Raw genomic sequence first — 12262 nt, 5'->3', positions numbered from 1 at the left:
CGGCACGGCACCATCCTCCCGCGCACGATCAGTGCGGCGATCTTGACCGCGCTGTTCACCAGCGGACCCGACAGGGCGAGTCACCCGGAAGGACCAACAAGCGTCACAACACTCGTACGGCGGACCTGGCGTGCCGTCGGTTGACGCTTCCGGAAGCCTAGGATCCGGCACCGGACGAAGGGGTGTCGTCCGCCCTGCCAGGCACGGGCGGGCTCACTTCACAACCGGAGGAGACGGGATCTTGCACCACGCCGGCAGAACCTGCTGGAGGCGCTTCGCCGCCGTCCTGATCCCCGGCATCGTGGCCTCCGCAGCCCTCGCCATCGCCATGGCACAGGGAGCCCTGGCCGCGTCCTTCTTCATCTCCGGCCAGCGATTCCAGGTGACCGTGGACACGCTCACCATGCGCGGCTTCAGCCTCTACAGCATGGTGGACGTGCCCAAGAAAGGCACCCCCGTGCCGGTCATGGTCATCGGCGCGCGACACGCCACGGCCAGCGGACTGTGCCAGTCCGTGGTGGTCGACCTCCCGGTACTGGGCCCACAGACATTGCGACTCACCGGCGGCAACGGACGACCGGCCGAGGCGACGGACCTGTTCATCGACGCGACATCCGAGTCCGCCGGACAGGCGAATTTCCGAGGGGTCGACACCGGTGTCGCGCAGGGGGCGATCACCAAGGGACCGATCAACCCGGGCGACAGGGACTCCCGGTTCTTCGACCCCAACGGTGTCGGGCAGCAGGCCACGTCGGTCACGCTGACCAACGTGCGCGTGACGGCGGTCGCGGTCTCGGCCGGCACGTTCAACGTTCCCGGCCTCGACGAACAGGTCAAGCAGGGCCGCCACGAATGCTTCTGACCCCGTTCGGAATGTTCTCGCCCATCCTGATCAGGACAGGACACGTGTTCCTCGACTTCCTCCGCAGCCCCGCGAAACTGCGCGTCACGGCCGCCGATGCCCGGCGCAGGTTCAGAACCTGGCGCGGTGAGCGTCCCTTCTGGGCCGGGATGTTCACCTTCAACGCAAGCCTGCCCATCCTGTATCTGCCATACGCTCACCTTGATCTCGGCGGAATGCCGCTGGCCTTGTCGACCACCTCGGGCGCCGGATCCCTGATCATCGGCGTTCTGCTCATGGCCCTGGGGCTCAGTCTCTGGTACCAGCAGCACCTTCGCGTATTCGCCGGCATCGCCACCCTGCTGCTCGCCCTCGCCTCCTTCCCCGTCGCGAACTTCGGCGGCTTCCTGCTCGGACTGATCTCCGCGCTGATCGGCGGCTCCCTGGCCTGCGCCTGGATCCCGCCCACCGCCGCCGAGCCGACGGCAACTGCGGGAACGACCGCGACTACGACGAACAACGACTCCTCTGCCGTTCCGGCGGCGGGAGAGCCGACGTGACCAGTGGCAACCGCTCCGGACAGGCCGCGGACGCACCGGTTCCCGAGCCCCGCCACCCGAGCCGCGCGGAGCCGCGCACCAGTCGCGTGAAAGGCCGAGTACAGCGCCCCATCGCCTGCACACTGGCCGCGGCAGCCGTCCCCCTGGCCCTGTGCCTCGCCACCCCCATGGCGACGAACACGCACCTCACCCCTGCCGACACGGCCGGATCCGAGACCCCGTCGAGCTTCGCGCCGACACCCACGGACGCCGGACCGACACACACGAGCGACACGCCGACACCCACGGACGCCGGACCGACACACACGAGCGACACGCCGACACCCACGGACGCCGGACCGACACAGACGAGCGACACGCCGACGCCGTCGAGCTCCGCGCGGGCATCCGTGAGCACCGCACGAGCAACCACGAGCGCGTCGCCGGCTCTCTCCGAGGCTCCACTGGATCGGCCGCCCGTCCGCCCCGCGAGCCCCGCCTGGGTACTGCGAACCGACAGTCTCGTACTCCGCGGCGCCGGCTTCGAAGGTGTGGTGACCGTACGCACCGCGGCGGGGCCCGTGCGGGTGCTGAAGTTCACGGCCAGATCGGTGACCGCCGTCGACCTCGACGTGACCGCGGGCCGTGGCCGCGCCGCGATGCGGCTGCGAGCCGGACCCAGGACCACGGCCACACTCAAACGTCAAGGCAGCAGAGGTGTGGTGACCCTCTATGTGCGCAAGGTGTCCGGCACGGTCACCGGCCTCGGCGGCGCCCCGCTCCCGGCCGACCGAACCGTCACCATCACCCCCGATGCCGTACCGAGCTGGCTGTCCCACCCGGCCGTTCCCGTTCGCACGTTCTCCTTCAACGACGCGACCGTTGCACAGATCGCCCAGTTCGGGGGCGACCTGTCCATCACTGGGGCGGGGTATCAAGCCACGGCCGGGTGACCGCCGACGAACAGCACAGGCCAGAAGTACCGCCGTCCGGCGGGCTGCAGCGGCACGACCCTCGTCGGCCGAGGGTCGTGCCGTTCCCATGACCGGGGCGTCCTGAGGAGGCAGAAGGAGCGTCAGGAGTGCCGGACCTCGGCAGCCCCCTTGGATCGAGAGCACCAAGCGCTCCGAGCCACGGTGTGCTCCGGCGCCTGCCGAAGCGGTCAGCCTCCGCGGGTGCCAGCACCGCAAGTCCGCCGCCTCGCGCGAGGCGGCGGACTTGATGCTGTTTCACCGCCGCAGGCAGGACATGCGTGAAGCCTGCCGCAGGGTCAGTTCCAGATGCCGGTGATGTCGGAGGCGTTGGCCGCGGCCCCGGCGTGGGTGGTCAGGCCGGCCAGGTCCTCGAGGGTGCGCAGCGTGTCGTAGTGGTTGTAGTGCGTCGAGGTCGAGCTGCCCGGTGCGACGTGCGCGCCGTAGAAGACGGTGGCGATGTGGTTGCTGTGCGAGCTGTCGTCCTCGTCGAAGGTGACGGCCAGGATGCTGTTGTGCGTCTGGGCCCAGGTGGCATACGAGCTGAGGTTGTTCTTCAGCCAGTTGTCGCCGGTCGCGATGGAGCAGTCGTGCATGTCGTTGCACAGGTTCGGAACGACGAACGAGACCTTGGGCAGGGTGGAGTAGTCCGTCGGGAACTGCGTGAAGGTGTGCGCGGTGTTCAGCGGGACGTTGCTGAAGGCGAACCACGGATTGTGCTTCCGGGCGTACTTGGTGGCGGAGTTGGTGCACACCGTGGAGCCCGCCGAGGGCAGGCCCTCGTTGTAGCTGCCCCAGGTCTTGCCTGCGGCGATGAGCTCGGAGCCGAGGTTCGCGGCGCTGCTGAACTGCGGGGTGTAGCAGTTGTCGTTGGTGATGCCCTGGTTGTTCCCGGAGAACAGGTCCAGGTAGTTCGGCTGGCTGGGGTGGGTGATGGCGAACGAGTTGGTGAGGTTGCCGCCGCCGGCCTTCAGCGTGTTGTTCAGGTACGGGGCGCTCGTGCTGCCGATGACCTGCTCGTAGGAGTGATTCTCGAACACCACCACGACCACGTGGTCGGGGGTGGGCAGCGCGGCGGCCTGCGCGGCCGGGCCAGCGGCCCAGACCCCGACCAGGGCGGCGGGGAGGGCGGCGACGAGGGAGAGAGCGCGGCGCGAGCGCTTGGCGCGGGAGAGCATGGACACGGTGGACCTCCTTGGTGAGCGGTGAGGCGGGGGAGGTTCTCCACTGATCAGGCCCTTTCTGATCAGGCGGTACGAGCGTAGGGGCACGTGTCGGGGCTTTCAGGCGACCGGTAGTGAAGACCCGTCAAACAGCCGCTGCCTGCCAATGGCCGTTGCACTCCTCGTATTCATCTGCCCGAGGGTTGCCTCCACGTCGGGCCTGGCCGGGACGCGTCCCGGAGTGGGAGAAGGAATCAGGCAAAGCATCGACCGCGTGCGGTCTCGGGGGGCCTTGTCCGGCCCGAGGCCGTCGTCCGACCGGCCGCAGGCAGTCGCCCGGAGTGCTCCCGCGTCCGGCTCGCGGGGCGAGGCGTGCGTGCCTGCGCTGCTTCTCGACCACCCTCGGGGCGGACCAGAGCGTGCCACGCGTGCGCGGCGGCACCGGCGTGGCCGGGGCACGAGGCGGGCCGCCAACAGCTCGGTCCGGGCGGGCCGTGGCCTCCGTGCCCTCTCAGCCGGCGTGGAGGATGCGAAAGCGATCGGGTTCCGCCGGATCCCGATCGACGACTTGGGTCGGCGCCCAAGCCCATTGCCAAACGCCGATGCCCGCCGTGCGGGAGAACTGGATCTGCCCGCGGGTGCCTTCGACTGCAACACGCGACCAGGATTCGGCGGTGCGTGCCCGGTCCACACCGTGAGAACGCAGCACATCGGCGAGGACGGCGACCGTGTCGTAGCCCTCGAAGGCGACGAAGGAGGGCGGTTCGGCCAGCCGCTCGCGCAGGGCCGTCTCGACTCGGGCACCGAGTGGGCTGAGGTGCTCGGGGAGGTAGCGCAAGAACGGGATCGCGGCCCCGTCGTCGCCCAGCGACGTCGCCCATTCGGCGAACTCCGGTTGCCCGGCCGGAGCACCGATCATGATCTCGTCGAGGCGCCTGTCGCGGCGGACGGACTTGACGATCGACACCGCCGGCTCCGGGTGGCCGACCAGAAGAAGGAGGACTGTCGCGCGACTGCCGACGAGTTCGTCGCACACGGCTGTGGGGTCGAGCGCGCGCATGTCGAGTTCGATGACGGTGCCGCCGCGTGGAGCGAGGTAGTCCCGCAGAATGCGGGCCCCGGATGCCCAGTAGACACTCGGCTCGGTTGCCACGGCGATTCGGTTGTGGCCCGCCCCGAGGAGGAAGTCCGCGTAGATCTGCCAGCCGTGAGACTGGGCCGGGGCGAGGCGGGCGACCCATTCGGTCGGCTGTTCGGTGAGCGCGTCGAGAACCGCGGACGAGCAGAGGAACGGCAGGCCGAGCGCGTCGGCCCTGGCGGCAGCGGCGCGAGCGACGACGCTGTGATACTCGCCCGCCAAGGCAGCCACGCCCAGGCGAGCCAATTCGGCTACGGCCGCCGCGGCCCTCTGTGGGTCAGCCCCGGTGTCTCGGACCACCAGCTCGAGGGGCCTTCCGGCGATGCCGCCGACGTCATTGACGTCGCGAACGGCCAGCTCGAGTCCAGCGAGCAGGTGTCGGCCCGCGTCGACCCAGCCAGGCCGGGTCAAGGGAGCGAGAGCGCCGATCCGGACGGATGATCCGTCAGTCCGTTCCGTTCCGGGTGGAGATGGTGGCGTGTTCATGCGTTCTCGTCTCGCCTCGGCGGGGGCACCTGGGTGACCATGCCGGACATTGCATCCACCACCATCGCCGACAGGCAACCGATTATCTGTTCACTGAGCTGCCAGGCTTCACGCGGAGCCGGGCCTGCCGAGCGCCCATGCCGTCAGCCCATGGCTCGGCCGGCTGACCGCAGCCGTCGTCCTGACGAACGTGTGCTTTTCCTCTCCCTGACAGCCGGGCTCTGTGCCCGATGTGCCGGGCCCGGCCTCGGGCTCAGCGGCTCGGGTGCCGCTGGGCGAGGAGGGCGGCGATGTCGTCGTCGAGTTCACCGCCGCTGTAGTCGATCAGGTCGCGGTGGAGGTGGTGGAGGATCTGGTGGGGTGACTCGCCGCTCCACGAGCGGATGCGTTCGGCAAGGGGGTAGAAGGCGCCCGAGCGGTCGCGGGTCTCGGTGACCCCGTCGGTGTACAGCAGGAGCTTGTCCCCGGGGTGGAACGGGGCGAGATCGACGTGGTAGCCGTCGCCCATCAGCATGCCCAGGTTGAGCGGCGGCGAGGGAGCAGTGAGCTGCAGCTCCCGGACCTCGCCTTGGTGCAGCAGCGGGGGCGGGTGGCCGCAGGTGACGATCCGGACCACCGGTTCATCGTCCGGGATCTCGGCAAGGAGAGCGGTGATGAAACGTTCAGCGACCTCCGAGCCCGGGACCCCCGGGAAGTGGGCAGCGTAGCGGCTCATGCTCGTCTCCAGGCGGCACGCGAGGTGGGGCAGGTCGGGCGCGTCGTGGGCGGCCTCGCGGAAGGCGCTGAGCAGCGTCGCGGCGGTCTGGATCGCGAGCAGTCCCTTGCCGCGTACGTCGCCGATGAGCAGCCGTACGCCGTGCGGGGTGTGGATCGCCTCGTACAGGTCGCCACCGATGCGGGCCTCCGCCGCGGCGGCCAGGTACAGGCTCTCGAGCGTGACGTGCCCTAGGTGTCGCGGTACCGGATGGAGCACCGCCAGCTGGGCGGTCTCGGCCACTGAGCGGACCTGGACCAGCTGATGGGCGCGTCGGCCGAGCAGGCGGTTGAAGAAGACGGCGAATGCCGCAATCGCTGCGAGCGTGGCCAGCTCGGAGTAGGCGGTCGCGTCCCGCAGCCCGTTGAAGTCCACCATCAAGCCGAGAAAGGTGGCGCACGCGCCCACTCCGATGAGCACCGTCCCCCACAGGGGCAGCAGCGCGGCGGCAGAAACCATGGCCGAGGCGAGGAAGGCGTCCGGCCTGACGTCGCGGGGTGTGGCGAGGCCGACGACCAGGCCGATGAACAGCAGCAGAGCAGGCAGGACGGGCAGCAGCCTGCCCCGCACACCAGCACTGTGCGTGACTCCGCGTTCCTCAGGAGACCTCGCCACTGTGCCGCTCCCCAAGGTCGTACAGGTCGAGCGGCAGCCCAGGTCCGGAAGCCGGGGCACCGATTCGGGTCATTTTATCGCTGTTCGCCCGTGACCTGGTAACACCGTGGTGACCGGTGGTGACGCGCAGGTGCCGCGACGTCACCGTGCCGCTTGACGGCAAGATCGCGGGCTGGCGGCATGGCGTTCCGGGCAGCTCAGGTCGTCGAAACCCGCCCAGGTCGCCTGCCCGCGGCTGCGGCTACTCCTGGGTCTCTGCCCGGCGTTCCTCCCCCGCGGGAAGGCCCTCCGGACGTCGGCCCGGCGGCTGCTGCGGCTCGGGGCGGGCGGGCGTGGGAGGCAACGGGCGGTCCACCGGGGCGTCGACGGTCACGGTCATCGGCTCGCCGTGATGCAGCAACGTCATCGGTTCGCCTTCCAGCAGGCGGTAGCGAGCATGGGACGGGCCGATGTCCACCTTCAGTCTGCGGCCGCACACCAGCACCGTGAAGGCCACCCGGGACAGCGCTTCGGGCAGGCGCGGTGCGAACGACAGCAGATCCGGCTTGCCCTCGTCGTCCAAGTACCGGCGCATGCCCCCGAAACCCGTGACCAGGGCGATCCACGTGCCCGCGAGGGAGGCGATGTGCAGCCCGTCACGGGTGTTGTGCTCCAGGTCGTCCAGGTCCATCAGCGCGGCCTCGCTCAGGTAGGCGTAGGCCAGCCGCAGATGTCCGGTCTCGACCGCGAGCACCGCCTGGCAGCACGCCGACAGGGAGGAGTCCCGGACGGTCAGCGGTTCGTAGTAGGCGAAGTTGCGCGCCTTCTGCTCGTCGGAGAAGAGGTGCGGGCACTCCATCATCGCCATGACGAGGTCGGCCTGCTTCAGCACCTGTCTGCGATACAGGTCGAAGTAGGGGTAGTGCAGCAGCAGAGGGTAGTTCTCGGGTGGGGTCGCCTCGAAGTCCCAGTGCTGGAACGTGGTGAAACCGGCCGACTGCTCGTGCACGCCCAGGGACTCGTTGTACGGCACCGCCATGCGGGCCGCGGCGTCCCGCCACCCCGCGGTCTCCTCCTCGTCGACACCGAGCTCCTCGGCACGTTCCGGATGGCGCGTGGCCACGTTCGCGGCGGCGAGCATGTTCTGACGGGCCATCAGGTTGGTGTACAGATTGTCGCGGGCGATGGCGCTGTACTCGTCGGGGCCGGTGACCCCGTCGATGTGGAAGACGCCCTCCGTGTCGTGGTGTCCGAGGGACCGCCACAGACGGGCGGTGTCCACGAGGAGGTCGAGTCCCTCGCCGCGCTCGAAGTCCTCGTCCCCGGTCGCCATGACGTACCGTACGGCGGCCAGGGCGATGTCGGCGTTGACGTGGAAGGCGGCGGTCCCGGCCGGCCAGTAGGCGGAGCACTCGGCGCCGTCGATCGTCCGCCAGGGAAACGCCGCTCCGGCGAGCCCCAGCTGACGGGCGCGTTCGCGCGCCGCCGGCAGCATCCGGTGGCGCGACCTCAGTGCCGATGCCACGGCCTCCGGCGCGGTGTAGGACAGGACGGGCAGTACGTAGGACTCGGTGTCCCAGAAGCAGTGCCCGTCGTAACCGGTTCCGGTCAGGCCCTTCGCGGGAATCGCCCGGTTCTCGCCGCGGGCCGCCGCCTGGAGCACATGGAAGAGGGCGAACCGCACCGCCTGCTGGATCTGCGCATCGCCCTCCACCTCGACGTCCGCGCCGGCCCAGAAGCGGTCCAGGTACGCCCGCTGCGCGGCGACGAGCCCTTCCCAGCCGGTGCTGACCGCGGCCGCCACCGCTCCGTCCACCTGATCGTGCACGGCCGGCAGCGAACGCTCTCCCGACCAGCCGTACGCCACGAACTTCACCAGCCGCAACGGCTGTCCGGGCACGAGGTCCGCCGTCACCGTCAGCCGGCTGACATCGGGCTCGCTCTGCGCCGTCCAGCTCGTGCTCTCCGGTCCGTCGACGAGATGGTCGGCTGCCGCCGCCACCCGCAGTGCGCTGCCCCCGGTGCAGTGCACGAGCCGCAGCCGGGTCTCCTGCGCGAAGTGCTCCTCGGGCACCAGCGGCGACTCGGTCGCCGCGGCGACACGTGGGTCGCCCTCGAAGCGGGGCAGTTGTTCGTTGGCGACGAGCTCGGACTGTACGGCCACCGTGGTGGGCCCATCGATCGGCTCCACCTCGTACACGATCGCGGCCACCGCCCGCTGGGTGAAGGACACCAGGCGGCGTGAGGTGATCCGGACCGTGCGGCCGCCGGGCGAGGTCCACTGGGCGCTGCGGCTGAGCACACCGGACCGGAAGTCCAGCACCCGTTCGTGCGCGCGCAGCCTGCCGTAGCGCAGATCGCACGGGTGGTCGTCGACGAGCAGCCGGATGACCTTGCCGTCGGTGACGTTGATCATCGTCTGGCCGGACTCGGGATATCCGTAGCCGGCTTCCGCGTACGGCAGCGGATGCTGCTCGTAGACGCCGTTGAGGTACGCGCCGGGCAGTCCGTGCGGTTCTCCCTCGTCGAGGTTGCCGCGCCATCCGATGTGCCCGTTGGACAGGGCGAACACCGACTCGCTCTGGGCGAGCACGTCCAGGTTCAGCTCGGTCTCGCGCAGGCACCACGGCTCGACCGTGAAGCTCGGATGGGTGATCACGGCGCCTCCAGGAGTTCGCCCAGGTCGCGGACCACCACATCGGCGCCGTGCGCCCGCAGCTGCTCCGCCTGGCCCACCCTGTCGACCCCCACGACGACACCGAACCGGCCCGCTCGGCCCGCCTCGACGCCGGCCAGGGCGTCCTCGAACACCGCTGCCTCGTACGGATCCGTCGCCAGGCCTCGGGCCGCCTCCAGGTAGGTGTCCGGAGCCGGCTTGCCCCTTAGCCGGCGCTCACGCGCCACCACTGCGTCGATCCGCTCGTCGAACAGGTCCTCGATGCCGGCCGCCACCAGGACGTCCCGGCAGTTCGCGCTGGACGACACCACCGCGCAGCGCAGACCGGCCGCCCGGACGGCGTGCAGGAACCGGACCGAGCCCTCGTACGGCTCCACGCCGTCCTCGCGGATCCTCCGCAGCACCAGCTCGTTCTTCCGGTTGCCCAGCCCGTTCACGGTCTCGGCCCCCGGCGGGTCCTGCGGCGATCCCTCGGGCAGCTCGATCCCGCGTGCGGCGAGGAACGTGCGCACGCCGTCCGCGCGGGGGCGCCCGTCCACGTACTCGTCGTAGTCACCGACCGCGTCGAACGGCACGAACGCGGCCCCCTCACGCGTCGCACGCTCGCGGAGGTAGCCGTCGAACATCTCCTTCCACGCCGCCGCGTGCACTTTCGCGGTCTGCGTGAGCACCCCGTCGAGGTCGAAGAGGCAGGCACGGACATGAGCAGGAAGCCCCAGCATGTCGCCGAGGCTAAGAGCCGCCCGCGGATGCCCGGCACACGACAGCGTCAGGCACGCCGGAAGACACCCGCTCGGTCCAGGCCCCGAGGGGCACCGGAAGCGCTGTGAGCGGGGCGTCCCCGACGCCTTCCGGACCGGCCGGCGTCCCTCAGGTCACGGCGTGCGCGGAGGCACCAGGGCGCGTGTAGGCCTGTCGTGGGACGAGCGGCCCGTGCTCGCCCGAGCAGATGACCACGGCTTCCACCTGCTCGCCGCAGTCACGGTGGCGTACTTCCAGCGGCGGCCCCTCCGGGTCCGCGGTGTAGCGATCGCCCCACTGCTTCAGGGCGATCATCACGGGCCACAGGTCCCAGCCCTTCCGGGTGATCCGGTACTCGTGGCGAGTGCGGTGTCCCGGCTCGCGGTACGGGACGGTCTCCAGGATCCCCGCGGCCACCAGTTTGCGCAGCCGGTCCGCCAGCACCGCCTCCGACAGTCCCACGTGCCGACGGAAGTCGTCGAAACGGTGTACGCCGTTCATGGCGTCACGCAACACCAGCAGCGACCACTTCTCGCCGATCAGGTCGAGGGTGCGCTGCACCGTGCAGTTCTCCGTACTGGTCTCCAGCCAGGTCATGGGGTCATCGTAGGCTGGCTTCGGCATTGACAGCCAGATGTCCGACTGGCTAGCTTCGGAGAGTGAAGCCAGCGGGGAGGAAGAGGCCGATGACGAGGTCACGTACGTACGACTGGGAGGATCCGAGCATCTCTGCGGCCGCCGTCGGCCAGGAGAGCGGTCTCGACTTCCTGCGCAGGGTGCTGTCCGGACGCCTCCCCGCCCCGCCCATCGCCGCGACCCTCGGATTCACGCTGGAACAGGTTGAGTTCGGCAGCGCCGTTTTCGCCCTGGAACCGGGCGAGGAGCACTACAACCCCATCGGCAGTGTCCATGGTGGGGTCTACGCCACTCTCCTCGACTCAGCGGCGGGCTGTGCCGTGCAGTCCGTGCTTCCGGCGGGCACGGGATACACCTCGCTCGACCTGAGTGTGAAGTTCCTGCGGCCGATCACGGTCGACACCGGCAAGGTCCGGGCCATCGGCACCGTCCTCAACCACGGCCGCCGCACCGCCCTGGCACAAGCCGACCTGGTGGATTCCGAGGACCGCCTGCTCGCCCATGCCACCAGCAGCTGCATGCTCTTCCCCGTCCCTCCGAGCCGGCCGGGGCGGCGGCCGGCTGCGCGGGAGCTGGGCTGAGGCGGTGGGCGTGCCGCAGCTTCGGTGATGCCGCCGAGCCGCATGCGGCCTGTGCGTGCCTGGTCATGATGACCTGGTGATGACCTGGTGACCGGCGTTGGCCGGTCCATCGGTCACGCTGCGGGAGGAAACCTCAACCGGACCTGTGACAGGGCCGGTTGAGGTGTTCCGGGTCGGCCGGAGAAAGAGCGGGCGCCCGGCTATGGAAGGGTCGCGCCCTCCGCGCTCAGTGCCGCCGGCACCGGCTGGAAGAAGGTCTCACCACCGGAGGTGCAGTCACCGCTGCCACCCGAGGTCAGCCCGATGGCCGCGTCGCCGTCGAAGAGCGCGCCGCCGCTGTCGCCGGGTTCGGCGCACACATCGGTGTCGATGAGCCCGGAGACCGTGCCCTCCGCGTAGTTCACGGTGGCGTCCAGTGCGTTGACCGTCCCGCCGTGGACGCCCGAGGTGCTGCCGCTGCGCTGGACCGATTCGCCCACGTAGGCGTCGGCGGCGTGGGTGATCTGCTGGCTGCTGCCGTCGTAGAGGTCGACGGCGCTCGAGGGGGCGCTGTTCGCGTCGTCGTACTGGACCAGGGCGTAGTCGGTGCCGGGGAACTGGGAGTCGACGGTCTGGCCGACCTCCCCGCCGCCCTGCGAGTCGGACCAGGTCGAGGAAGCGTTGCCGCAGTGCCCGGCGGTCAGGAAGTACGGCGCGCCGTTCACTGTCACGTTGAAGCCGAGGGAGCAGCGGACACCGCTGCCCCAGATGGCGTCGCCGCCCGCGACGAAGGGCTTGAACGCGGAGGCGGCCCGGCGTACGACCACCTTGTCGCCGAGCGAGTCGACCACGGTGTTCAGCCGGGTGCGCTTCGCTCCGGTGACCGTCGGGTCGACGGTCACGACCACCTTGTCCTGACGGGGGTCGATCGCCCAGGCGGTGCCCGCGATGCGGGCCCGCTGCTTCAAGGTGCCGAGCGCGCCACGGAGTTGGGCCGTGGAGTAGCGCACGGTTCTGGGCACGGCGCCGGCGTTGCGGACCTGGCCGGCCGCGGCCGGGTCGGTGATGCCGACGACGAACCGGCGGGCCGCGGCGTCGTAGTAGGAGCCGGCGGCACGGTCGCCCAGGCGGGCGACCAGGTTCGCGGCGGACGCGGCACGGG

At 70.2% G+C, this 12262-nt stretch carries 11 protein-coding genes; 4 read left to right on the top strand and 7 right to left on the bottom strand.

What is annotated here, in order from left to right; all coding sequences use genetic code 11:
- The first annotated feature begins 241 nt into the window (after positions 1 to 241).
- From ABT288_RS23000 to ABT288_RS22990, 3 genes are all read left to right on the top strand, one after another.
- Positions 242 to 862: a DUF6230 family protein gene (locus ABT288_RS23000; protein ID WP_351610787.1), complete on the top strand. Its 621-nt coding sequence runs from the start codon at positions 242 to 244 to the stop codon at positions 860 to 862.
- A gap of 11 nt (positions 863 to 873) precedes the next feature.
- Positions 874 to 1401 carry a DUF6114 domain-containing protein gene (locus tag ABT288_RS22995; RefSeq protein WP_351610784.1) on the top strand — a complete coding sequence of 176 codons (528 nt, stop codon included), beginning with the start codon at positions 874 to 876 and terminating at the stop codon, positions 1399 to 1401.
- Positions 1402 to 1934: 533 nt separating this feature from the next.
- On the top strand, positions 1935 to 2333 hold the full coding sequence (locus ABT288_RS22990; protein WP_351610782.1) for a hypothetical protein: 399 nt from the start codon (positions 1935 to 1937) through the stop codon (positions 2331 to 2333).
- A 317-nt stretch (positions 2334 to 2650) separates the two neighbouring features.
- Here the strand turns inward: ABT288_RS22990 and ABT288_RS22985 are convergent, their stop codons facing one another.
- The 6 genes from ABT288_RS22985 to ABT288_RS22960 form a co-directional block, all read right to left on the bottom strand.
- On the bottom strand, positions 2651 to 3529 hold the full coding sequence (locus ABT288_RS22985; protein ID WP_351610893.1) for an alkaline phosphatase family protein: 879 nt from the start codon (positions 3527 to 3529) through the stop codon (positions 2651 to 2653).
- 496 nt (positions 3530 to 4025) lie between these two features.
- Positions 4026 to 5138 (bottom strand): ABC transporter substrate-binding protein, encoded by a 1113-nt coding sequence (locus ABT288_RS22980; RefSeq protein ID WP_351610779.1) that lies wholly within the window; start codon positions 5136 to 5138, stop codon positions 4026 to 4028.
- Positions 5139 to 5391: 253 nt separating this feature from the next.
- Positions 5392 to 6462 carry a PP2C family protein-serine/threonine phosphatase gene (locus ABT288_RS22975; RefSeq protein WP_351610776.1) on the bottom strand — a complete coding sequence of 357 codons (1071 nt, stop codon included), beginning with the start codon at positions 6460 to 6462 and terminating at the stop codon, positions 5392 to 5394.
- A 286-nt stretch (positions 6463 to 6748) separates the two neighbouring features.
- Entirely contained in the window at positions 6749 to 9145 is a 2397-nt protein-coding gene (locus ABT288_RS22970; protein ID WP_351610773.1) for a glycoside hydrolase family 65 protein, read from the bottom strand.
- Positions 9142 to 9885: a beta-phosphoglucomutase family hydrolase gene (locus ABT288_RS22965; protein WP_351610771.1), complete on the bottom strand. Its 744-nt coding sequence runs from the start codon at positions 9883 to 9885 to the stop codon at positions 9142 to 9144. Before ABT288_RS22965 ends, ABT288_RS22970 begins: the two co-directional genes overlap by 4 nt.
- A gap of 148 nt (positions 9886 to 10033) precedes the next feature.
- Complete coding sequence (locus ABT288_RS22960; protein WP_351610768.1) at positions 10034 to 10501, bottom strand: winged helix-turn-helix transcriptional regulator; 468 nt, start codon at positions 10499 to 10501, stop codon at positions 10034 to 10036.
- A gap of 89 nt (positions 10502 to 10590) precedes the next feature.
- Between ABT288_RS22960 and ABT288_RS22955 the strand changes: the two genes are divergently transcribed.
- Complete coding sequence (locus ABT288_RS22955) at positions 10591 to 11121, top strand: PaaI family thioesterase (protein WP_351610765.1); 531 nt, start codon at positions 10591 to 10593, stop codon at positions 11119 to 11121.
- A gap of 200 nt (positions 11122 to 11321) precedes the next feature.
- Here ABT288_RS22955 and ABT288_RS22950 read toward each other — a convergent pair.
- Positions 11322 to 12262 (bottom strand): S1 family peptidase (locus ABT288_RS22950; RefSeq protein ID WP_351610762.1); only part of this gene is annotated, 941 nt, incomplete at its 5' end.

This window comes from Streptomyces sp. NPDC001093 (assembly GCF_040298985.1).
In the GTDB taxonomy this organism is placed as follows: domain Bacteria; phylum Actinomycetota; class Actinomycetes; order Streptomycetales; family Streptomycetaceae; genus Streptomyces.
The sequence above is the reverse complement of the archived record's forward strand: the minus strand, read 5'-3'. Positions and strand labels throughout refer to the sequence as shown.

Bases quoted from the DNA above. Each gene is read 5' to 3' on its own strand.
- ABT288_RS22985 (WP_351610893.1), bottom strand. From the start codon at position 3,529: ATGCTCTCCCGCGCCAAGCGCTCGCGCCGCGCTCTCTCCCTCGTCGCC.
- ABT288_RS22965 (WP_351610771.1), bottom strand. From the start codon at position 9,885: ATGCTGGGGCTTCCTGCTCATGTCCGTGCCTGCCTCTTCGACCTCGAC.
- ABT288_RS22960 (WP_351610768.1), bottom strand. From the start codon at position 10,501: ATGACCTGGCTGGAGACCAGTACGGAGAACTGCACGGTGCAGCGCACC.
- ABT288_RS22980 (WP_351610779.1), bottom strand. From the start codon at position 5,138: ATGAACACGCCACCATCTCCACCCGGAACGGAACGGACTGACGGATCA.
- ABT288_RS22995 (WP_351610784.1), top strand. From the start codon at position 874: ATGTTCTCGCCCATCCTGATCAGGACAGGACACGTGTTCCTCGACTTC.
- ABT288_RS22955 (WP_351610765.1), top strand. From the start codon at position 10,591: ATGACGAGGTCACGTACGTACGACTGGGAGGATCCGAGCATCTCTGCG.